The following is a 21,784-nucleotide window of genomic DNA, read 5'->3' on the forward strand; positions in this document are numbered from 1 at the left end:
GCCCGCGAAGAGGCCAGTACACCCAATGCGTGTATTGGCTTGAAAAAAGCCTTCGCGAGCAAGCTCGCTCCCACCAGTCACACGTTACAAAACAGTGCCCGCATCACGCATCGCGGCGACCTCATCAGCGGAAAACCCCAACTCCAGCAGCACCTCTTCGCTGTGCGCGCCCAGCTGCGCACCGATATGGCGGGGTCCCGCCAGTCCGTCCGAGAACTTCAAGGGACAGGCGATTTGCGCCTGGGTAGTGCCATCCTCTTTCGACACCTGAGTAACCAGCTCCCGCGCCTGTAATTGCGGATGCAGCACGGCTTCGGACAGGCTCAGCACCGGTTCGACACAGGCATCGATCTGTGCAAAGTCTGCCTCTAACTGCGCGAAACTACGCTTTTCGAACTCCATTCTCAGCTCGTTTTTCAGCGCGGCCTGGACCTCTGGCGAAGCAGACAAGCCTTGCGTCGCCAGCTCCGGCCTATCCAGCGCCGCGCACAAAGCCTGCATGAACGCCGGTTCCAGACTACCCACGGCAAACCAGCGCCCGTCGCGACTGCGGTAGTAGTCATAAAAGCTGCCGCCGTTGAGCAGCTGATTCTCCCGTTCAGGTTCAACCCCACAGGCCAGATAACCAGCGCCAGCCATTGCGTTAAGGCTGAAAGCGCAGTCGGTCATGCTCACATCAACGTATTGCCCCAGCCCGGTTTGCGCGCGCGCGACCACGGCGGCCAGCAGACCGATCACGCCATGCAGCGAACCGCCCGCCACGTCTGCCGCCTGAATACCCAGCGGCAGCGGCCCGCTTTCACGTCGCCCGGTGTAGCTGGCAACGCCGGCCAGCGCCAGGTAATTGATGTCATGCCCTGCTCTGTCGCGATACGGCCCGGTCTGGCCATAACCGGTAATCGCGACGTAGATCAGGCGTGGGTTGAGCGCCTTGAGAGCTTCGTAACCGATCCCCAGCCGATCCATCACGCCGGGGCGGAATTGTTCCAGGACGATGTCGTAATCCAGCACCAGACGCCTGATCACCTCCCGCGCGGCGGGCTGTTTCAGGTCCAGCGCCAGACTGCGTTTGTTGCGGTTCAGCCAAGCGTGGCTGGCGGCCGTGCCTTGATCATGCGGCGGCAGGAGGCGCAGCAGATCGGGGCGGGTCGGCGATTCGATGCGCAGCACCTCGGCACCCATGTCCGCCAGCAACAGCGAAGCGAACGGCCCTGGCAGCAGGGTTGAAAAATCCAGCACTTTGAGTGACGACAGCGGACCTTGCATGAACGCTCCTTGGCAAGACTGAGGTGCGTTCAGCGTAGCCCCGTTGAAGATCCAGCCGGGCAATCGCAGGAATAAAAAAACCCATCCGAAGATGGGTTTTTGGTGCGACGCGATCCCTTAGACAGGTGTACGGGTCGGGATAGGGCGAGTCAGCGGCTCAGGAGCCAATTCTGCTACGCCCAGATCGTCTACCGGACCGGTGTTGTCGATGCTACGGCCGCCAGAGATCAGCTCCGATTGCAGCTTGTCGTTGTCGAGTTCGCCGACCCACTTGGCAACCACCAGCGTAGCAACAGCGTTGCCGACCAGGTTGGTCAGCGCCCGCGCTTCAGACATGAAGCGGTCGATACCCAGGATCAGCGCCAGACCGGCAACCGGCAGGTGACCAACAGCCGACAGGGTTGCAGCCAGTACGATAAAGCCGCTACCAGTCACGCCAGCAGCACCTTTGGACGACAGCAGCAACACCAACAGCAGGGTGATCTGGTGCGTGATGTCCATGTGGGTGTTGGTCGCTTGCGCGATGAAGACGGCCGCCATGGTCAGGTAGATCGAAGTACCGTCCAGGTTGAACGAGTAGCCGGTCGGGATTACCAGACCTACTACCGACTTCTTCGCACCCAGGCGTTCCATCTTGATCAGCATGCGTGGCAGTGCCGATTCCGAAGAGGAAGTACCCAGCACGATCAGCAGCTCTTCACGGATATAGCGGATCAGCTTGATGATGTTGAAACCGTGAGCGCGAGCGATACCGCCCAGCACAACCAGTACAAACAACACGCAGGTGATGTAGAAGCAGATCATCAATTGACCCAGCTGCACCAGCGAGCTCACACCGTAGGCGCCGATAGTGAACGCCATGGCGCCGAAAGCACCCAGTGGCGCCAGCTTCATGATCATGTTGATGATGTTGAACATCACGTGAGCGAAGCGATCGATGAAGTCCAGGACCGGCTTGCCGTAGGCACCCAGGCGATGCAGCGCGAAGCCGAAGATCACCGAGAACATCAATACTTGCAGGATGTCGCCGTTGGCGAAGGCACCGACAATGGTGTTCGGAATCACGTTAAGGATGAAGCCAACGATGCTCTGGTCTTTACCGGCTGTTACATAAGCGGCGATTTTCGAGGCATCAAGCGTGCTGACATCGATGTTCATGCCGGCGCCCGGCTGAATAACGTTGACCACGACCAGACCGATCAGCAAGGCAATAGTAGAAACGACTTCGAAATAAAGCAGCGCGTAACCGCCAGTCTTGCCGACCGACTTCATGTTCTGCATACCAGCGATACCGCTGACCACGGTGCAGAAGATGATTGGGGCAATGACCATCTTGATCAGTTTGATGAAACCGTCGCCCAGCGGCTTGAGGGCCTTGCCGGTTTCCGGATAGAAGTGGCCGATCAGAACGCCGATCACGATTGCTACGATCACCTGGAAGTACAGGGATTTATACAGGGGCTGACGAGTCGTCATGTTGAAGTCCTCAAGAGTGTCGTCGGCATCATCCAACTGACGCACGCGGCACCTAACGAGCTAACCCTCCTGCAACTGGAGGGATTTGTTTTGGCGAGCTGCACGGGGCAGACCTCTACCGCACATATCGCAAGGTGCGTGCCAGTTCCGCAAAAGCGGCGCAGAAGCAGTGGATGCGGGGGGTTGCTGCGCAATGGACTTTCCGAGCCGCGATTAGCGTGGCGGTTTTCCGCCTATAAGCCGGAAATTATCGGCAGCGGTGGCGGGTATCCGCCTCATGGGGATTTTTTCGTAGGAGCCAACTTGTTGGCGAAGCGATGAGCAGGTGCACAAAACCCGACGTGAGACCAACAGAGGATCCGGAGGACCGGCTTTAGCCGGGAGGGCGCAAGGTCTGACGACGCAACCGCTGCGAATGTACCGGCCTCCTCCCGGCTAAAGCCGGTCCTACGCAGACTGTGTGAAAACGTCACGAGCGAAGGCAAGACAAGGCAAAAACAGGCGGAAAAGCGGAGTCTAGGTGTTCTAAATGAGCATTTTCCGCCTGTTTTTAACGCAGTATTGTGTGCGTAGCGCCGAAGGTCGCCCAGCCTGCAGTAGTTTTCACACAGTCTGTACGGGATCGATGAGAATCAAGACAGTGCCTGGGAAATTCAGAAGTGAATCCTGAACGCCGCGCCGCCCAACGGCGAATCCTCCAGGGTCAGACGCGCGCTATAGCTTTCGATGATGTCCTTGACTACCGCCAGACCGATGCCCTGCCCAGGGTTCTGTCGATCCAGACGCTCGCCCCGTTGCAGAATGCGCTCGCGTTGGCTTGTGGGTACGCCCGGGCCGTCGTCTTCGACACACAACTCCTCGCCATTTTCACCGGAACGCAGACTGACCCGCACTTCACTCAGGCACAGGCGATAGGCGTTTTCCAGCAGATTGCCGAGCATTTCCAGCAAGGCGCCCTGCTCCATGGGCACCACACACTCTTCAGGCAGATCCAGCGTGACTTTGACCTGCTTGTCGCGATAGACCTTTTCCAGCGTGTTGCACAGGCTTTCAACCACCGGCCGCAAGGCTACGTGATGACGCACCAGCCCGCTCTTGCGCAGGCTGGCGCGTTGCAATTGATAACCGATCTGCTGGCTCATACGCTCGATCTGCGATTGCAGAACGCGCGCCTGCTCCAGATCTTCCGGGCGTTTGGCCATGGTTTCGCTGACACCCTGCAATACCGCCAACGGGGTTTTCAGGCTATGGGCCAGATCGCCGAGGGAATCGCGATAACGGATGCGCTGCTCGCGCTCGCTGAGCAGCAGACGGTTCAACGAGCCGGTAAGCCGCAACAGTTCGCTGGGATGATTTTCACTCAGGCTGTCCCGCGCGCCGGACTCCACCTGATCGAGTTCCTGACTCAAGCCGCGCAACGCGCGCAAGCCCCAGGTCAAGCCGATCCAGAGCAGCGCCAACAAGACCAACAAGGCAGCGCCGAAGCCCAGATAAAGTTTTTCCCGCAGCGCCGCCACGGTTTCCTGATATTCGCGCACCGGTTGCAAGGCGACGATGCTGAACGCGGCATTCCGACCGCCGAGCAACTTGATTTCGACGTCATATACGAAGAATTCTTCGCCGTTGGGCTCTTTGATCTTGGCGAACTCGCTGCCATTGCCGTCATAACGCGGCTGGTAATCGATGAATTCGTCTTCAGTGGCCAGCGAACGCCAGACCAGTTGGCCCTGGCGGTTATAGATGTAACCCAACAGACGGCTGGACGGCAGATTGAACTGCTCGCCCGGCAGCACCGATGGCATCAACAGGCGCCCGTCTTCGACCCGCGCGGCGGAAATCAGCGTTGTGACATCCGACGCCAGGCGCTGCTCGATAGAGCCGCGCAATGCCAGGCTGAAAGCGCCTTGCAGGGCAGGCAGCATCAACAGCATGAAAATCACCGCCAGGGTCGCGGCACCGATCAGCAGCCGCAGGTGCAGCGAACGAATCATTTACAGCGCTCGGAAAACAGGTAACCCAGCCCGCGCACGGTTTCGATAGGCTTGAAAGCATTGGCCCCTTCGATTTTGCGGCGCAGGCGGCCGACCAGTACCTCGATCACATTGGGATCGCGCTCTTCATCATCGGGGTACAGCTGCTCCATCAAGCGCTCTTTGGGCACCACTTGTTGATGATGGCGCATCAGGTATTCGAGAATCCGGTATTCATAGGCGGTCAGCGCCAGCGGCTGCTCGTCCATGCACGCCTGTTTGCGGTTGAGATCTAGCAATAACGGCCCGGCGACAATCGTCGCTTGAATGAAACCGCTGGAGCGCCGCAGCAGCGCATTGAGACGTGCTTCCAGCTCTTCGAACTGGAACGGCTTGACCACGTAGTCGTCCGCGCCCGCCGCCAGGCCTTCAACCTTGTCCTGCCAGTTGCCCCTCGCGGTCAGGATCAGGATCGGAAACGCCTTGCCCTGGGCGCGCAACTGGCGAATCAGGTCCAGACCGCCCATTCCGGGCAGGCCAAGGTCGATCACTGCGAGGTCGTGATTGAACTGTCCGGCCTGATAAAGCGCCTCTTCAGCATTGGCCACCGCCTCGACCACGTGACCGGACTCGGTCAGCCGGGTCAGCAAGTGATGCCGCAACAAGGCCTCATCCTCAACCACCAACAACTTCATGACGCTCTCCTGGGCATGCCAGCTCAATTTGATGAAATTTCAATTCGGGAGGGTCGGATCTCCCGCAGGCCTGATCTGTGCCTCACAACCGGTACTGGGTCGGCAGCCAGTCTTGCGGGCTGCCGGTCAAACTCGTCGATGCCTGAACCGAATCACTTGGGCCGATTGTGCCAGCCCTGAACAGATTAGTACTGCCAACCTGCGCCAAGCTGAGGTCGTAATGCCCCGACAGGTTTTCCTGCGCGACCGGCAGGCCATTATGCGTGCCGGAAAGATTTTGATTAGCGACCGAATAATACGGCTGGCTTGCATGCGGATGATCGGCATTCTGCTGGCTCAAGCCCTGGCTCCACCCATTGCTCGTCCCGTGACGCAGCTCGCTCTCGGTTCGATCCAAGCGCTCGCTGGTCTTGCCCGGCGGCGGCGGTGTCAGTTCCAGCGCGCCATCGGCGGCTTGCGCAGCCGCACTTCCACCGAGAAAAGCCAGGGCCAGGAAAAACTTGTTGAATGTCAGCATAGTCACCTCCGCTCGCGCATCGCGCTGTCTGAGTACGGGTTCAGACTAATCCCGGCGCCCTGAACCGACCCTGAACACCCTCGCATAGGTTCTGAACGGCCGCTGAATAAATATCTACCGCATCGACTGCCACACCGACGGGCACAATCGACTAGGCTTGCCCATCATCCCGCGCCACCGCGCTTATCAAGAGAAGGAGCTGATCATGCGTTTCTGGATTGCATTACTGATGATGGGCCTGGCAAGCCTGGCCCAGGCGGAAATCAAGACCCGGCAGGTCGACTATCAAAGCGCCGACGGCACGAAGCTGGTGGGTTATTACGCATACGACGACGCCATCAAAGGCCAGCGCCCCGGCATCATTGTCGTCCACGAATGGTGGGGGCTGAACGACTACGCCAAGCATCGCGCCCGTCAACTGGCCGCGCTGGGTTACAGCGCCATGGCCATCGATATGTATGGCGAAGGCAAGAATACCGAGCACCCCAAGGACGCCATGGCCTTCATGCAGGCAGCGCTCAAGGACAGCAAGGCCGCCGCCCAGCGCTTCGATGCCGGGCTTGAACAACTGAAAAAACAGCCGCAGACCAACCCGGACAAGGTCGCCGCCATCGGCTACTGCTTCGGCGGCAAGATCGTCCTCGACGCCGCCCGTCGCGGTGAAGCGCTGGCTGGCGTGGTCAGCTTCCACGGCGCGCTGGTCACCGACACGCCCGCCACACCCGGCAGCGTGAAAGTGCCAATGCTGGTAGAGCACGGCGCCAAGGACAGCATGGTCACCCCGGAAAACGTCGCGGCATTCAAGAACGAAATGGACAAGGCCGGCGCCGACTACAAGTTCGTCAGCATAGAAGGCGCCAAACACGGCTTCACCAACCCCGATGCCGACCGCCTCAGCCACGGTGACCACGGCGGGCCGGACATCGGCTACAACAAGGCGGCCGATCAGAGTTCGTGGACGGATATGCAAGTGTTTTTGAAACGGGTGTTTGGGGTTTAAAGTCCATAACAAAATGGGAGCGATATTTGTGGGAGCGAGCTTGCTCGCGAAGACCATTTCCAGGGGCAAGGTCAGGATTCCCAGGCCTCTTCGCGGGCAAGCCACGCTCCAACGGAAATTAGCTTCTCTTCCAAAAACCTGGCCGAAGGCGACCACCCTTCCCCATTTCCCATTCCCCCGGCAAAATGCCGCCCATGACTCAAACCACGACACTGCCCGCTTGCTGCCCCGCGCTGACTCATCATTGGCCATTGCCTGAAATCCTGGATGGCGCGGTGTTGGTGAGCGGTCGTTTCAATCCTGCGCAACTGGTGGAAGGCGATTTCCAGCGCTGCCTGATCTCCCAACCCGCCAGCATTCAGCGCTCGGTCGCCAAGCGGCAGACCGAGTTTCTCGCTGGACGGTTATGCGCCATGGAAGCCATGCGGCGACTGGACGGGCGGCAATTGGCGCCCGACATCGGTGAAGACCGCGCGCCTATCTGGCCGAATGATATCTGCGGGTCGATCACCCACAGCACCGGCTGGGCAGCGGCCATCGTGGCCCACAAGCAGCAATGGCGCGGACTGGGGCTGGATACGGAAAACATGCTCAGCCCGGAGCGCGCCACGCGACTGGCCGGGGAAATCCTCACGCCTGAGGAATTGGCGCAAATGGTCGCTGGCCCCGCCGAGCGGATTGCGTTACGAGTCACCCTGACGTTTTCCATCAAGGAAGCGCTGTTCAAGGCGCTGTATCCCATCGTGCAGAAGCGTTTCTATTTCGAACACGCGCAACTGCTGGAATGGTCCGACGACGGCCACGCCCGCCTGCGCCTGCTGACTGACCTGTCCAGCGAATGGCACAACGGCAAGGAGCTGGAGGGGCAATTCAGCGTGCAGGACGCGCATGTGTTGAGTCTGGTGAGTATTGCGGCCTGATAAGGATTTCACCGATCCCTGACACCGCGTTGTCGCGCAGCAGACAATGAACAGGTAGGAGGGGACTTGTCCCCGAAGGCGTCGTCAAATCCCCGACAATCTCGTTGCCTGACCCATTGCAATCGGAGACAAGTCCCCTCTGCCGGTCTTGATCTACTTACTGCTCGCCAAAAGCGGGCAATGCTCACACCGCCCCACCCACTCCACCTGATAACTCAGGCAACAGCTGCGACGCTGCCGGCGTGGCGGATTGCCAACATCACTCACGGCCTTGAACAACGGGTTAGGTCGTCCATCCGGTCGCTGTTTGAGATCGAGCAGCGCATAGCCGTCATCCAGTGATTTGTCGGCCAATGGGCGCAACTGGTGAAGGCAAGTTTCCAGATAATCCCCGGCGTTGCCCCACAGAACGCGGCTCGCCACGCCGCCGTACGCCGCTAATGCCGCAATGAACGGCTGCAAATTATCATCAAGCAATTCGGCAAAAGGCTCAGGATTTTCAAGTTGGCAAGCCCGGCCCGCACCGAGCCAGATACCTGCGGGCAAGCCGCGCTCATCCAGCGCCAGGCTCACCTGTTCAAGGGCCAGCGGCCATTGCCAGTCGCCCAGCAAGCGAGCGGCCACAACCGGCGGGATCAGTTGCATGAAGTAATACTTGGACCACTGGGACACCAGCACCGGCAAATGGCTGGCCATCAATTCCGCGCCGTAGACCTTCAAGAGCAGCGCATCCAGCACCTCGGGCCTGAGCAGTTCCGGCATGCCATGCAACGGCTGTGCAGTGTCGGCGGCCAGCAGCGTGCGTCCGAAGGGTTGCAGCACACCTGTAAACTTCATTGCGGCTCCTGCGTGCGCGGCCAGGCCAGACTGAAACATGCGCCGCCCAGGCTGGAACTGCGGCCGATCGACGCCCGGCCGCCATGCCAATGGATGATGCGCCGCACGATCGACAGCCCCAAACCATGGCCGCCGGAGGCGCGGGTGCGGCTGTCGTCGAGGCGCATGAAGGGCGTGAAAATACGGCCCCAGGCGCTTTCAGGAATGCCAGGCCCGTCGTCTTCGATATCGATGCGGCAACGATCCGGCGACAGTTCGAAGCTGATTCGCACCTCGGACTCGGCATGACGCATCGCGTTGCTCACCAGATTCTGCAGCGCGCGATGCAGGTAGCGCGGCTCAGCCTCAACCCAGGCGGTCTCACCCTCGGCAAGCCCGGCACAGACGCCGCGCGACACGCGCACATCGGCGCGCAGTGGCGCCAGCTCGGCGATCACCTGATCAAGCAAACGCTGCAAATCAATGCTCTGGAAATTCAGGGTCGGCGCGCCCTGTTCCAGTCGCGCATAAGTCAGCATTTCATCCACCAGCTTGTCGAGGTCCTGGATATCGCTGTCCATGCCGACCATGTATTTATGCCGGGTTTCAGGAGTCGTGGCGTCGCTGATCATTTCCAGCCCGAAGCGCAGGCGCGCCACCGGCGTGCGCAGTTCATGGGACACCGCGCGCACCAGTTCGCGCTGAATAGTCAGCGAGCGTTGCAAGTGCTCGGCCATGCCATTGAACGCCACGGCCAGTCGGCCGACCGAATCCGCACCGGAGTCCGGCACTCGGGTTTCCAGGCTGCCCTGGGCGATCAACGTCGCGGCGGCTTCCAGTTCCAACAGACGCCGCTCAAGGCGACGCACCAGCAAATACACCACCAGACCGATCAGACACAGCCCAAGAAAAGCGATCACCACCAACAACTCGGGCGGATACGGGCTCATCTGATACAGCGGACCGATTTCCAGCACCCAAGGCGTGTCGACGATACCGGCAAACACCCGGATCGAATCGCCGCCCTTGCCCAGCGCCATGACTGTATCGCCCTCGTAAACCCGGCGACGCTGATCATCATCCACATCAGCTTTGTCCAGCGGGATCAGTTGCAGATCAAAACCAAAGCCCTTACTCAGGCGCAGGGCTTCAAGGCGGGCCGGCTGCTCGGCGACCGGGAAACGCACCAGTTCATCGATCAATAAGAAAATCGTCGCCCGCGCCAGCTGCTCGGTGATCTGCTGCACTTCGCCGGTCAGCAGCAACGGTTCGCTGTTGCTGATCTGCCGGTAAACCTTGGCGGCGTGCGGGCCAGTCTGTTCCACCTCCACTTGCCCGCGTTGCAGGCGATTGCGCGTGCCGCCGCTCAGCTGCGCCTGCTCAGGGGTTTGCAGGCTCAGCGGAATACCCAGCAACCGCTCCCACACCGCGAGGGCACGATGGCGTTCGATAGCATCCATCCGTTGCAGATTGTCGGCCATCAACGCAAACGTGCCGTGGGCCAGTTGATCCCGGTATTGCTCGGTGCGGACCTGATTGAGCAGGTGCAGGCTCAACACGCCCAGCAGCGCGACCAGAACCAGCACGCCAAGCATGCCGCCGTAGATGCGCAGGAAGATTGAGTTCATAGGCGTTTGATTTTCTGTGAGAGCGAACGTGTTCGCGAAAGCGGTGTGTCAGGCGACGATGCATTCACTGGTCGGGCCTCCTCGCGAATGAATTCGCTCCTACGATTTCGATATCGGCGCGATCCTGTAGGACCGGATTCATCCGGGAGGACGTCGGGGCAGTCGGCGAGAGCGTTGGAGCCTGTCCCGACCTCTTCACGGGCAAGCCTCCAACGACGCATTGCCCATCATGAAAGCGGCATCGCCTGCGCCGCTTCCGGCACGAATAGATAGCCTTTACTGCGCACGGTCTTGATCAGGCGTGGATGGTCTGGATCGTCGCCGATTCTGGGGCGAATGCGCGAGATGCGTACGTCTATCGAGCGGTCCTGGCCGTCGTAACCAAAACCACGCAGCGCGGTGAAGATTTCTTCCCGGGACAGAATCCGCCCGGCATTGGCCACCAACAACCAAAGCAGATCGAACTCGGCGCTGGTCAGGTCGATGCTGTTGCCCTGCAACCAGGCTTCGCGCAACGCGTTGTCGACCACCAGCGGACCAAACACCAACCGCCGCAACTCGCCCGCCGGAGGCTGCGGCGGTTCGCTGCGACGCAACAGCGCATGAATCCGCGCCAGCAACACCCGCGGATGCACCGGCTTGCAGACAAAATCATCCGCGCCGGTGTCCAGCCCCTGGATTTGATCGGAATCGTCGGTACGCGCCGTGAGCATCAGGATCGGCCCGTCAAAGCGGTCGCGCACCTTGCGACAGATACTCAGGCCGTCTTCGCCGGGCAGCATCAGGTCCAGAATCACCAGATCAGGCTGTTCCGCAAGGATCCGCCCAGCCGCCAGGGCGCCGTCGCCTTCGATGCTGACCCGCAAACCGTTGTTCTCAAGGTAATCGCGGGTCAGCTCGGCCAGACGCCGGTCATCCTCGACAATCAATACGTGCCAGGCTTCTCGCTCCACAGGGGGCCTCTTGAGCTGTTGTTCTTATTAATGAGCGTTTGCCAACCGAAATGGGCCAAACCGGAGCGCAATTGCCAGCGAGTGTAGCAACCGTCCGCACCAAGCACACCACATGCCAGATCGGCCTTGCGAGATGCATTTTTTGTGATAGTGTTCGCGCCCGCAAAAAACCCTCGGCAGCTGTCAAAAATCGTTAACAAGCATGACAAACGGTCAGGTCCAGTAGTTCTGCGGCCTACACGCAGTTTGGGCATTTCATACAGGATTTACACACAGCTTTATCCACAGATCATGCGTTGCAATTGATGTCCAAAACGCATTATCTTGTAGCCCGACGCGAAAAAAAACCCTACATATAGGGTTTTGCGATAAAAACCCAACACAAGTAGAACGGGAATTTCAAGCATTTTTCTCATGGTTTGTGGGGTGAACCAAAGGCCCGATTGGTGGCCAAAGCTTCTCCCGCCAGAGCCTGAGCTGCACGTCCCGTTAACTACGGCAGATCAGTACATTTGTTGCAATATAAAACGAGCACGCTTCCAGAGATTTCCCAGAGGTAACGAGCAATGATTCGTTACCTTTTTTGACTTCAAAGCCGGGACGGCGCGATCCGCCGTCCTTTATCCATTTTGAAGTCGTTACAGCCGACCTTTGTCGACTGAATGCCTTCAAGACGGAACGGTGGGTACGGACCAGTACCCAAACAAACTTAAAGAACGTGGAGACACCCATGCAAACAGACACAACTCGCGAGAACTCGCCGAACCCGGCGCCGCAGTCAGGCCAATCGCAACAGGACCTGTCCGCGACCGCTCCCGGCCAGCTGCGCGTGATCAAGCGTAACGGCACCGTCGTCCCGTACACGGATGACAAAATCACCGTCGCCATCACCAAAGCGTTTCTCGCAGTTGAGGGCGGTACCGCCGCTGCGTCTTCGCGTATCCACGACACCGTTGCGCGCCTGACCGAACAAGTCAGCGCCACCTTCAAGCGTCGCATGCCTTCGGGCGGCACCATCCACATCGAAGAAATCCAGGATCAGGTCGAACTGGCCCTGATGCGCGCCGGCGAGCAGAAAGTCGCCCGCGACTACGTGATCTACCGTGATTCCCGCGCCAAGGAACGCGCCGTCCGCACCAGCGAAGCACCGGTCCAGGCGCACCCGTCGATCCGCATCACCCGCGCCGACGGCAGCGTTGCGCCGCTGGACATGGGTCGCCTGAACACCATCGTCACTGAAGCCTGCGAAGGGCTGGAAGAAGTCGATGCGAACCTGATCCAGAGCGAAACCCTGAAGAACCTGTACGACGGCGTGGCGCTCAAAGACGTCAACACCGCACTGGTAATGACCGCGCGCACCCTGGTCGAGCGTGAGCCGAACTACTCGTTCGTCACCGCCCGCCTGCTGATGGACACCCTGCGTGCCGAAGGCCTGAGTTTCCTGGAAGTCGCCGAAAGCGCCACTCACCACGAAATGGTCGACCTGTACGCCAAGGCCTTGCCTTCGTACATCGCCAAAGGCATTCAATACGAACTGCTCAACCCGATCCTGGCCAGCTTCGACCTTGAGAAACTGGGCAAGGCGATCAACCACGAGCGCGATCAGCAGTTCACGTACCTGGGCCTGCAAACCCTGTACGACCGTTACTTCATCCACAAGGATGGCGTGCGTTTCGAACTGCCGCAGATCTTCTTCATGCGTGTGGCCATGGGCCTGGCAATCGAAGAGAACGCCAGGGAAGATCGCGCCATCGAGTTCTACAACCTGTTGTCATCCTTCGACTACATGTCCTCGACGCCGACCCTGTTCAACGCCGGTACTCTGCGTCCACAGCTGTCCAGCTGCTACCTGACCACCGTGCCGGATGACCTGTCGGGCATCTATCACGCGATCCACGACAACGCCATGTTGTCCAAATTCGCAGGCGGCCTGGGCAATGACTGGACGCCGGTTCGCGCGCTGGGCTCTTACATCAAGGGCACCAACGGCAAATCCCAGGGCGTCGTGCCGTTCCTGAAAGTCGTCAACGACACCGCAGTCGCAGTCAACCAGGGCGGCAAGCGCAAAGGCGCTGTCTGTGCGTACCTGGAAACCTGGCACATGGACATCGAAGAGTTCATCGAGCTGCGCAAGAACACCGGTGATGATCGTCGTCGTACCCACGACATGAACACTGCCAACTGGATCCCTGACCTGTTCATGAAGCGCGTCTTCGATGACGGCCCGTGGACCCTGTTCTCGCCATCGGAAGTGCCGGATCTGCACGACCTGACCGGCAAGGCGTTCCAGGAGCGTTACGAGTACTACGAAGCGCTGACCGAATACCCGGGCAAAGTGAAACTGTTCAAGACCATCCAGGCCAAGGATCTGTGGCGCAAGATGCTCTCGATGCTGTTCGAAACCGGCCACCCATGGTTGACCTTCAAAGACCCGTGCAACCTGCGCAGCCCCCAGCAGCACGTGGGCGTGGTCCACAGTTCGAACCTGTGCACCGAGATCACCCTGAACACCAACAAGGACGAAATCGCGGTCTGCAACCTGGGCTCGATCAACCTGCCGAACCACATCGTCGACGGCAAGCTGGACACCGACAAGCTCAAGCGCACCATCGACGTTGCCGTGCGCATGCTCGATAACGTGATCGACATCAACTACTACTCGGTGCCGCAAGCCAAGAACTCCAACCTGCGCCACCGTCCGGTTGGCCTGGGCATCATGGGCTTCCAGGACGCTTTGTACCTGCAACACATTCCTTACGGCTCCGATGCCGCTGTGGAATTCGCCGACCGTTCCATGGAAGCCGTCAGCTACTACGCGATCCAGGCTTCCTGCGACCTGGCCGACGAGCGCGGCGCTTACGAGACGTTCCAGGGTTCGCTGTGGTCCAAAGGCATCCTGCCGCTGGATTCGCAACAGATCCTGATTGAACAGCGTGGCCAGAAGTACATCGACGTTGACCTGAACGAAACCCTGGACTGGGCGCCGGTACGTGCCCGTGTGCAGAAAGGTATTCGTAACTCCAACATCATGGCCATCGCACCCACCGCGACCATCGCCAACATCACCGGCGTATCGCAGTCGATCGAACCGACCTACCAGAACCTGTACGTGAAGTCGAACCTCTCCGGCGAGTTCACCGTGATCAACCCGTACCTGGTCCGCGACCTCAAAGCCCGCGACCTGTGGGACTCGGTCATGATCAACGACCTGAAGTACTACGACGGTTCCGTACAGCAAATCGAACGCATCCCGCAGGAGCTCAAAGAGCTTTACGCGACCGCCTTCGAAGTGGACACCAAGTGGATCGTCGACGCGGCAAGCCGTCGTCAGAAGTGGATCGACCAGGCTCAGTCGCTGAACCTGTACATCGCCGGCGCATCGGGCAAGAAGCTGGACGTGACCTACCGCATGGCCTGGTACCGTGGTCTGAAAACCACTTACTACCTCCGTGCCCTGGCCGCGACCAGCACCGAGAAATCCACCGTCAACACCGGCAAGCTCAACGCAGTATCGAGCGGCGGCCTGGGCCCGGACGACACGGCGATCACCGCCCCGCACCCAACCGAAGCCGCCCCGGCCGGTCCAGCGCCAGTGCCGAAAGCCTGCGCCATCGACGAGCCGGATTGCGAGGCTTGCCAGTAAGGCAAAGCCCAGCCCGCTCCCACTCTCCCGTGGGAGCGAGCTTGCTCGCGAATAAGGCCAACCCCGCCCCGTTGGAGCGAGGCTTGCCCGCGAATAGGGTCCGCACGCTATAACTGTTGGTATACGCAAAAACCGGGAGCATCAAACCCTCCCGGCCTATTACCGCCCCACCACCCTTTCCGCTACACTGAGCCTCTTTCGAACCTGGAGGTCGCCACTATGCCCACCCCCTCCCTCGCCGCAAAAAAAGCCTATTGCGCTAAAACACGCAGATCAAACTACGCAGCAAGCCTGCGCCTGGAAGGCTTTGATACAACACCACTCGACGCTGAACGCACACTCGCGTCCCGTGAAGAACTGCTGAAAACCTATCGCAACAAGCAGAGCTGATGCTCGACAAGTACGGTGTCGGTCAGGATCCTTATTGCTATCCCGGCACATCGGTCCTGCGAAATCTTCTTGATCTGACTGATGATCAAACGTTGTCAGAAGCCGAGCGTGCCCTTTCTGAGGTCGCTGCGGATGCCATCGAATTTGCACCACCTCCCTACGACCTTTCTTACCTGCAATCCGTGCATCGCAGATTGTTTGCTGATCTCTACGAATGGGCCGGAGAGCTGCGCACTGTCGACATATCCAAAGACTCAACCCACTTCTGCACAACCAGCCGCATCGAACCCGAAGCCAAAAAGCTATTCACTCATCTTGCCCAGGCTAACTGGTTCCAAGGGCTTGATCGCTCAGCCCTGGTCGCTGCAAGCGCAGAGTTGTTTGGTGACCTGAATGTTGTACATCCTTTCAGAGAAGGCAACGGCCGAGCACAACGTATCCTGTTCGAACACATCATCGTCAATGCGGGATACGAAATCAGCTGGTGGGCAGTGGATGCGCAGGTGTGGCTCCAAGCCAATATTGATGCGGTGGTTTGCGATTACAAAGCGCTGACGGGTGTGTTTGAGCGGTGTGTTGGACAACCAATCAGTAGTTAACTTTCATCATCGATCTGAAATACGGCGAAAACCGTCCGTCGTTTTTGAAGGCGGAATCCTCGACTGAATCCTTGCGCAAAAACCTCCCATCCCCTGCGAAGCCCTTTATCCCCGGCCCCTCGGAATATTGACCTTGATCAAGCCAGGAATTCTTATCCGAAAACGTACGCAACAGCGATTGCCGTCGAATGACTCACACTATATGCTGCGTTTCGAAATGTAAAAAAACACCACATAAGGGATTCCGCTTCGTTTTTCGCTCATTTCCCTGTAATTGGGAATGAATGCGCAAACGCAAAAGAAAAAGCGAAAGTCGCCTACCAAAACTCAGTCACGGATGAACAAGTGCCGGGCAAAATCTGTATAATCCCGCGCTCGCTCCAGGGTACTCAAATGACCAATTGCCACAGCAATATCGTCTTACCTGAAAGCATCCTCTACCCGTTTTGCTCGCCTGTGAGGCACCGCCGCCGCGGCAGCAAATCCAGTGAGCGAACGCCTGCTTAATAAGCCGGCGAATCACGAGACCCGAGTGCACACTCGAAAATTCCGTTGCCAGCGTCATCAACACGACGCAGGCACTACATCCTTTCAAATTCAGGAGCTTCCACCATGCTGAGCTGGGACGAATTCGATAAAGAAGACGGCGAAGTAGTCGCCAAAGCGACCAACGCCGGTCACGCCAACGAAGCCAACATGGACCGCCTCGACAGCGCCGGTGGCGCTGCGGCGACCGAAGCACGCAACATCACCGACAAAGACTCCCCTGCCCTGATCCGCGCGAAAAAAGCGCTGGACGCACTGGACGTCGCTGAAGGCCTGGCCGAACTCGAAGGCGCCAGCGCTCGCGTTGCCGTTGACGAAAAAATGATGATCAACTGCCGTGCCGACCTTAACCAGCTCGTGCCCTTCAAGTACGACTGGGCCTGGCAGAAGTATCTGGACGGTTGCGCAAACCACTGGATGCCGCAAGAAGTCAACATGACCGCCGACATCGCCGTCTGGAAAGACCCGGAAGGCCTGACCGACGACGAGCGCCGCATCGTCATGCGCAACCTGGGCTTCTTCTCCACCGCCGACTCCCTGGTTGCCAACAACCTCGTGCTGGCCGTGTACCGCCTGATCACCAACCCGGAGTGCCGCCAGTACATCCTGCGCCAGGCCTTCGAAGAAGCGATCCACACCCACGCTTACCAGTACTGCATCGAATCGCTGGCCATGGATGAAGGCGAGATCTTCAACATGTACCACGAGATCCCATCGGTCGCGAAAAAAGCCGCCTGGGGCCTGAAATACACCCGTTCGATCTCCGATCCGAAGTTCGAAACCGGCACCGTCGACACCGACAAAGAACTGCTGCGCAACCTGATCGCCTACTACTGCGTTCTGGAAGGCATCTTCTTCTATTGCGGCTTCACCCAAATCCTCTCCATGGGCCGCCGCAACAAAATGACCGGCGTCGCCGAGCAGTTCCAATACATCCTGCGCGACGAATCCATGCACCTGAACTTCGGCATCGACGTGATCAACCAGATCAAAATCGAAAACCCACACCTGTGGGACGCCGAGATGAAGGAAGAAGCCAGCCAGATGATTCTGCAAGGCACCCAACTGGAAATCGAATACGCCCGCGACACCATGCCTCGCGGCGTACTGGGCATGAACGCCGCAATGATGGAGGACTACCTCAAATTCATCGCGAACCGTCGTCTGAGCCAGATCGGTTTGAAAGAAGAATATCCGGGTACGACTAACCCATTTCCATGGATGAGCGAAATCATGGACTTGAAGAAAGAGAAGAACTTCTTTGAGACTAGGGTTATTGAGTATCAGACGGGTGGGGCTTTGAGCTGGGATTGACAATCAGCGCTGCTCAGCCCTGATGCGGTAACCAAAAAGCCAGAAGCGTGATGCTTCTGGCTTTTTTATGACCGCGAAAAATAACCTGATCCTCAGCCCCCCTGTCAGAGCGAACTTGGTCGCGATGCGATCTACAGCCCAAAAGCAACCTATCAGGTCTGACTAAGGTTGCCTTATGATCTTGGTCCGTTAATCCCTCGAGACTTCCTCGATGATCAAGCGCTGCACTTTACTTGACTACAACGGCTGGCTACCCCTACGCACAGCCCTGTGGCCCGACTCCGCCGCTGATAGTGATCACGACAAACAGACCATCCTCAGCGAACCAGAACGCTACCTTGTCCTCGTCTTCACGGACGAAAATGACAACGTTCCAGGCTTTGCCGAAGCCTCAATCCGAGCCGACTACGTCAACGGCACCCACTCCTCGCCCGTGGCCTTTCTCGAAGGCTTATACGTCCAGCCTGCCAGCCGAGGCCAAGGTATTGCGCGCAAACTCGTAGCAGGCATTGAACAGTGGGCTGTAGAAATGGGATGCACAGAGTTGGCTTCCGATGCGTTAGTGGAGAATCAGGTGAGCCATTCGATGCATGAGGCTTTGGGGTTCGAGGAGACTGAGCGGGTTGTTTATTTTTTGAAGCGGTTGCGTCTGACCGGGAGAGGTGACAACTAGATAGACCAAAATCGAAAACCCACACCTGTGGGACGCCGAGATGAAGGAAGAAGCCAGCCAGATGATTCTGCAAGGCACCCAACTGGAAATCGAATACGCCCGCGACACCATGCCGCGCGGCGTACTGGGCATGAACGCCGCAATGATGGAGGACTACCTCAAATTCATCGCGAACCGTCGTCTGAGCCCGATCGGTTTGAAAGAAGAGTACCCAGGTACGACCAACCCGTTCCCATGGATGAGCGAAATCAAGGACTTGAAGAAAGAGAAGAACTTCTTTGAGACTCGGGTTATTGAGTATCAAACCGGCGGCGCGCTTAGCTGGGATTGATGGTTGGAGCTGTGAGGCGCTGATTTGATGAATGAGAAAGCCAGAAGTGATGCTTCTGGCTTTTTTTGCTTAGACGCTTGCCGCTCGGCTCCTGAACTAACCAATAATTAGCTAGCGAAAATTAAATCATTAGCTGCGAAACAATACTGGCGTTTTGACTTGAATTAGATTTGTAACAAGATGGCCCCTATTGCACTATCCCTTTTCCTACAAAGAAATGGAAAAGGATTACCAAGTGGTCAAAAAAGTCTCACAACAGGTACGTACAGGGGCTTTCGCATCGCAGCAACTGGAAGCAGGCAAGGTCTACACCCGCGATGACCTACGAAACCTTTTCCAAATCAGCGCATCGAGCATCAATAACGGTATTTTCAAACCAGCAGCGTTTGACTCTGTGTGGATTTTCGTCACAGAACACAAGACCGCAGACCGAACACAATACGAAGACCTTCTTATCGACGATGTGCTTCGCATTGAAGGCCAGCTAAAAGGTGGCACGGACCTCCTTATTAAAGAACACGACGAGCGCGGCCTGGAATTGCTGCTGTTCTATCGCAAGAAAAAATACGAGCATCCCGGCGCTGGCTTTACCTTCGAAGGGCGTTTTCGCTACCACGATAGTCAAGGCTCAGCCCCAACCAAATTCATACTGCATCGGGAACGCAGCCCTGCGCTGATAATCGCCGACATCGAAGCAGAGCTAGAGCAACAAGGGGAATTCGATCCCAATGATGTCGTCGATGCGCGCAAGCGCACTCTCGCGAGCATCGTTCGCCGTCAAGGCCAAGGCTCTTTTCGTAAGAAATTGCTCAAAGCGTACTCAGGCCAATGCGCGGTGACAGGTTGCACCATTGGGGCCTTACTAGAAGCAGCGCATATCGTCCCTTATCTGGGTACGGATACAAACGTGGTCAGCAACGGTTTATTGCTTCGCGCAGACATTCACACCCTTTTTGACCTAGGTCTTTTATGGGTCAGCCCCGAGAGTTTCCTTGTGGAACTTGCTGACGGACTGAAGAAAAGTGAATACAGCTCGCTGGAACAAAAGCCTCTGTCCCTCCCCGCAGCTCTGGCTGACCGGCCAAGCGCTAAAGCTTTGCAGTCCCATCTTGATACGTTGCGATTACTCTAAGCGTCTGTTCGCCGGACGCAGGTCCGGCCTATCTGATTTTCAGAATCCCCCTACAACCCTGCCCCTTGCCCGCCCCACCACCTTCCTGCGCCACAACCGCCAACTACGCACGCTGCTCCTGGAATCCTAGGTCTGGTTCTGTGCTCGGGATTTCAGTCGTTTGATGGGTTGGCCGTTGAATGAGCGCACGACTCGCAAGCTGGATGACTCAGCGGCGGGTGATGGTGCTGAGTAATCATTACGGGCCTGAGGAGGAGTTGATGGTGAGTGAGTCGGGGATTTACGAGATGCTGGTGCATCACTGTCATGCGGAGAATCGGCATTTGCGGCGCTGGGTTACCAATGAAGTGGTGCCTTGTTTGCGTGACGATCGGGCGCCGGGCAATGACGGTTCGCCGAGCCTGAGTGTGTTGCAGTGGCAGGAGTTGTCGGTGTGTTTGCTGCATTGGCAGAGCGAGCCATGGATTCGCTTGCGGGATATGCCGAGGATGTTGCCCCATGGGCAGTTGTGCGGGGATTCGGCGCGGGGAAACGGGCCGTTGCCTTGGTGGCGGGCGGTTTGGCGGGGGGTTGGGTTTGGTTGAGTCTGTTCGGCGGCGGGGTTGACGTGGAAGTGCCGACCTCTTCGCGAGCAAGCTCGCTCCCACAGATTAATTGAAGTCCGTTGGCGCGAGCGGGCTCTGCGTTTGCCGTCCGTTACGACCTCTAAGCAGGTTCCTCTAAATCACAGCATGGCTTTAGGCCTTTACTTCAAGCGGGACAATTGCGCACCATTGCCGATTCGCACAGGAAGCTTTCTGCTCTGCTCGCTAAAAGGCAACGGACATGTCCCGCAAAAACGCGTCAAACCTCCCCGCCCTGCTCTTGGCCGCCAGCAAATTGCCTTGGTGGCTTGGCATCATTCTGGCCGTTGCATCGGGCTTGTATCTGCATTCGGTCGCCATCGAGCCGCTGCCGACGTATGCCGGTACGCGCCAGTTGAGCCCGATGCTGATCAATTCAGTCTTTAAAAACATGGCGTTGGTTGGCCAGTTTCTGCTGCCGATGATCTTCCTCGGCGGCGCGTTGGTTTCGGTGTTGGGGCGGCGTAAGCGCCGCGAGCTGCTGGATACAGCCGCTACGCCCGGTGGCAATACGCTGCTGAGCATCAGCTGGCGCGAATTCGAATTATTGGTGGGCGAAGCACTGCGGCGTCAGGGTTTCAGCGTGCAGGAAGCGGGCGGCGCCGGGCCGGATGGCGGGATTGATCTGGTGGCACGCAAGGATGGCGAAAAGTACCTGGTGCAGTGCAAGCAGTGGCGCTCAGTGCAGGTCGGTGTGCCGGTGGTTCGTGAACTGTATGGCGCGATGGCGGCTGAAGGTGCTGTAGGCGGTTTCGTGATCAGCAGTGGGCGATTTACCAAAGCGGCAAAGGAATTTGCCTCGGGGCGCAATCTGAAGCTGGTGGATGGCGAGTTATTGAATCGCTGGATTGCCGATGCCAAGCGCGTTGCACCCGCACCGATAACAGAGCCGGTCAACCTTGAGCCTCGGGTCGAGCCGGTTGTCGAGCCTGAAGTCAAAATCGCTACGCCTTTAAAGGAAGAACCCGTCGAGCCCGAAGCTCCGGCCTGTCCACATTGCCGCAAAGCGATGGTCATGCGCGTCGCCCGGACCGGGGCGAATGCCGGGGGTAATTTTTGGGGGTGTTCGGCGTATCCGAAGTGTCGGGGGATTCGGGCGATATTTGCGCCGATGGTGGTTAAGTAGCAGGACTGCTGTATAGGGACGAGAAAGTGTCAGCAGTGCTGACACAAACACGTTTAGAAGTGTCAAGCGTCCTGGAATGGTGTCATTTTTTATTCGAGACAATTGTCTCGCCCCTGGTGAGACAATTGCCTCGACCGTTGCCCTGTCCCGATTCAAGCAAAGGTGA

General features: G+C 58.2%; 17 protein-coding genes and 2 pseudogenes. 11 read left to right on the top strand and 8 right to left on the bottom strand.

Annotated features, from left to right (window positions below; genetic code table 11):
• Positions 1 to 84: 84 nt before the first annotated feature.
• The 5 genes from AABC73_RS21925 to AABC73_RS21945 all read right to left on the bottom strand — a co-directional run bounded on the left by AABC73_RS21925 (position 85) and on the right by AABC73_RS21945 (position 5,924).
• The gene (locus AABC73_RS21925; RefSeq protein WP_341520935.1) at positions 85 to 1,266 is read right to left on the bottom strand and encodes a CaiB/BaiF CoA-transferase family protein; all 1,182 of its coding nucleotides are present in this window, start codon (positions 1,264 to 1,266) and stop codon (positions 85 to 87) included.
• Positions 1,267 to 1,383: 117 nt separating this feature from the next.
• Positions 1,384 to 2,742, bottom strand: a complete 1,359-nt coding sequence (locus AABC73_RS21930; protein ID WP_341520936.1) for a dicarboxylate/amino acid:cation symporter — start codon at positions 2,740 to 2,742, stop codon at positions 1,384 to 1,386.
• A 653-nt stretch (positions 2,743 to 3,395) separates the two neighbouring features.
• Positions 3,396 to 4,733, bottom strand: a complete 1,338-nt coding sequence (locus tag AABC73_RS21935; RefSeq protein WP_341520937.1) for an ATP-binding protein — start codon at positions 4,731 to 4,733, stop codon at positions 3,396 to 3,398.
• The gene (locus tag AABC73_RS21940; protein ID WP_331150307.1) at positions 4,730 to 5,407 is read right to left on the bottom strand and encodes a response regulator transcription factor; all 678 of its coding nucleotides are present in this window, start codon (positions 5,405 to 5,407) and stop codon (positions 4,730 to 4,732) included. Before AABC73_RS21940 ends, AABC73_RS21935 begins: the two co-directional genes overlap by 4 nt.
• Positions 5,408 to 5,489: 82 nt before the next feature.
• Positions 5,490 to 5,924: a hypothetical protein gene (locus AABC73_RS21945; protein ID WP_341520938.1), complete on the bottom strand. Its 435-nt coding sequence runs from the start codon at positions 5,922 to 5,924 to the stop codon at positions 5,490 to 5,492.
• A 205-nt stretch (positions 5,925 to 6,129) separates the two neighbouring features.
• Between AABC73_RS21945 and AABC73_RS21950 the strand changes: the two genes are divergently transcribed.
• Complete coding sequence (locus tag AABC73_RS21950) at positions 6,130 to 6,924, top strand: dienelactone hydrolase family protein (RefSeq protein ID WP_341520939.1); 795 nt, start codon at positions 6,130 to 6,132, stop codon at positions 6,922 to 6,924.
• Positions 6,925 to 7,118: 194 nt separating this feature from the next.
• A complete protein-coding gene (locus AABC73_RS21955) occupies positions 7,119 to 7,844 on the top strand; it encodes a 4'-phosphopantetheinyl transferase superfamily protein (protein ID WP_341520940.1) in 726 nt (241 codons plus the stop codon).
• Positions 7,845 to 7,997: 153 nt separating this feature from the next.
• On the opposite strand, the gene fhuF is transcribed toward AABC73_RS21955, so the two are convergent.
• The 3 genes from fhuF to AABC73_RS21970 form a co-directional block, all read right to left on the bottom strand.
• The gene (gene fhuF, locus AABC73_RS21960; protein WP_341520941.1) at positions 7,998 to 8,720 is read right to left on the bottom strand and encodes a siderophore-iron reductase FhuF; all 723 of its coding nucleotides are present in this window, start codon (positions 8,718 to 8,720) and stop codon (positions 7,998 to 8,000) included.
• Positions 8,678 to 10,288 (bottom strand): ATP-binding protein, encoded by a 1,611-nt coding sequence (locus AABC73_RS21965; RefSeq protein ID WP_341520942.1) that lies wholly within the window; start codon positions 10,286 to 10,288, stop codon positions 8,678 to 8,680. Before AABC73_RS21965 ends, fhuF begins: the two co-directional genes overlap by 43 nt.
• 227 nt (positions 10,289 to 10,515) lie before the next feature.
• Positions 10,516 to 11,241 carry a response regulator transcription factor gene (locus AABC73_RS21970; RefSeq protein ID WP_341520943.1) on the bottom strand — a complete coding sequence of 242 codons (726 nt, stop codon included), beginning with the start codon at positions 11,239 to 11,241 and terminating at the stop codon, positions 10,516 to 10,518.
• 730 nt (positions 11,242 to 11,971) lie between these two features.
• On the opposite strand from AABC73_RS21970, the gene AABC73_RS21975 reads away from it, so the two are divergent.
• The 9 genes and pseudogenes from AABC73_RS21975 (at position 11,972) to AABC73_RS22015 (ending at position 21,618) form a co-directional block, all read left to right on the top strand.
• Positions 11,972 to 14,884 (top strand): ribonucleoside-diphosphate reductase subunit alpha, encoded by a 2,913-nt coding sequence (locus AABC73_RS21975; RefSeq protein WP_341520944.1) that lies wholly within the window; start codon positions 11,972 to 11,974, stop codon positions 14,882 to 14,884.
• 219 nt (positions 14,885 to 15,103) lie between these two features.
• Positions 15,104 to 15,274 (top strand): YhfG family protein, encoded by a 171-nt coding sequence (locus AABC73_RS21980; RefSeq protein ID WP_139110554.1) that lies wholly within the window; start codon positions 15,104 to 15,106, stop codon positions 15,272 to 15,274.
• Positions 15,274 to 15,873, top strand: coding sequence for a putative adenosine monophosphate-protein transferase Fic (locus AABC73_RS21985; protein WP_341520945.1), 600 nt, complete (start codon positions 15,274 to 15,276; stop codon positions 15,871 to 15,873). Before AABC73_RS21980 ends, AABC73_RS21985 begins: the two co-directional genes overlap by 1 nt.
• Before the next feature lie 612 nt (positions 15,874 to 16,485).
• The gene (locus AABC73_RS21990) at positions 16,486 to 17,733 is read left to right on the top strand and encodes a ribonucleotide-diphosphate reductase subunit beta (protein ID WP_065835089.1); all 1,248 of its coding nucleotides are present in this window, start codon (positions 16,486 to 16,488) and stop codon (positions 17,731 to 17,733) included.
• Between the two features lie 211 nt (positions 17,734 to 17,944).
• On the top strand, positions 17,945 to 18,406 hold the full coding sequence (aac(6'), locus tag AABC73_RS21995) for an aminoglycoside 6'-N-acetyltransferase (protein WP_341520946.1): 462 nt from the start codon (positions 17,945 to 17,947) through the stop codon (positions 18,404 to 18,406).
• A 7-nt stretch (positions 18,407 to 18,413) separates the two neighbouring features.
• Positions 18,414 to 18,737, top strand: a pseudogene (locus AABC73_RS22000) (ribonucleotide-diphosphate reductase subunit beta); the annotation flags it as partial.
• Positions 18,738 to 18,972: 235 nt separating this feature from the next.
• The gene (locus AABC73_RS22005) at positions 18,973 to 19,869 is read left to right on the top strand and encodes an HNH endonuclease (protein ID WP_341520947.1); all 897 of its coding nucleotides are present in this window, start codon (positions 18,973 to 18,975) and stop codon (positions 19,867 to 19,869) included.
• A gap of 58 nt (positions 19,870 to 19,927) precedes the next feature.
• A pseudogene (locus tag AABC73_RS22010) lies at positions 19,928 to 20,453 on the top strand (Bro-N domain-containing protein).
• A 241-nt stretch (positions 20,454 to 20,694) separates the two neighbouring features.
• Entirely contained in the window at positions 20,695 to 21,618 is a 924-nt protein-coding gene (locus tag AABC73_RS22015; RefSeq protein ID WP_341520948.1) for a restriction endonuclease, read from the top strand.
• Positions 21,619 to 21,784: the final 166 nt, after the last annotated feature.

The sequence above is a fragment of the Pseudomonas sp. G.S.17 genome, assembly GCF_038096165.1.
Lineage (GTDB): Bacteria > Pseudomonadota > Gammaproteobacteria > Pseudomonadales > Pseudomonadaceae > Aquipseudomonas.

Coding starts and splice junctions, on each gene's coding strand:
- AABC73_RS21925 (WP_341520935.1), bottom strand. CDS start 1,266: ATGCAAGGTCCGCTGTCGTCACTCAAAGTGCTGGATTTTTCAACCCTG.
- AABC73_RS21930 (WP_341520936.1), bottom strand. CDS start 2,742: ATGACGACTCGTCAGCCCCTGTATAAATCCCTGTACTTCCAGGTGATC.
- AABC73_RS21935 (WP_341520937.1), bottom strand. CDS start 4,733: ATGATTCGTTCGCTGCACCTGCGGCTGCTGATCGGTGCCGCGACCCTG.
- AABC73_RS21940 (WP_331150307.1), bottom strand. CDS start 5,407: ATGAAGTTGTTGGTGGTTGAGGATGAGGCCTTGTTGCGGCATCACTTG.
- AABC73_RS21945 (WP_341520938.1), bottom strand. CDS start 5,924: ATGCTGACATTCAACAAGTTTTTCCTGGCCCTGGCTTTTCTCGGTGGA.
- AABC73_RS21950 (WP_341520939.1), top strand. CDS start 6,130: ATGCGTTTCTGGATTGCATTACTGATGATGGGCCTGGCAAGCCTGGCC.
- AABC73_RS21955 (WP_341520940.1), top strand. CDS start 7,119: ATGACTCAAACCACGACACTGCCCGCTTGCTGCCCCGCGCTGACTCAT.
- fhuF (WP_341520941.1), bottom strand. CDS start 8,720: ATGTTTCAGTCTGGCCTGGCCGCGCACGCAGGAGCCGCAATGAAGTTT.
- AABC73_RS21965 (WP_341520942.1), bottom strand. CDS start 10,288: ATGAACTCAATCTTCCTGCGCATCTACGGCGGCATGCTTGGCGTGCTG.
- AABC73_RS21975 (WP_341520944.1), top strand. CDS start 11,972: ATGCAAACAGACACAACTCGCGAGAACTCGCCGAACCCGGCGCCGCAG.
- AABC73_RS21980 (WP_139110554.1), top strand. CDS start 15,104: ATGCCCACCCCCTCCCTCGCCGCAAAAAAAGCCTATTGCGCTAAAACA.
- AABC73_RS21985 (WP_341520945.1), top strand. CDS start 15,274: ATGCTCGACAAGTACGGTGTCGGTCAGGATCCTTATTGCTATCCCGGC.
- AABC73_RS21990 (WP_065835089.1), top strand. CDS start 16,486: ATGCTGAGCTGGGACGAATTCGATAAAGAAGACGGCGAAGTAGTCGCC.
- AABC73_RS22015 (WP_341520948.1), top strand. CDS start 20,695: ATGTCCCGCAAAAACGCGTCAAACCTCCCCGCCCTGCTCTTGGCCGCC.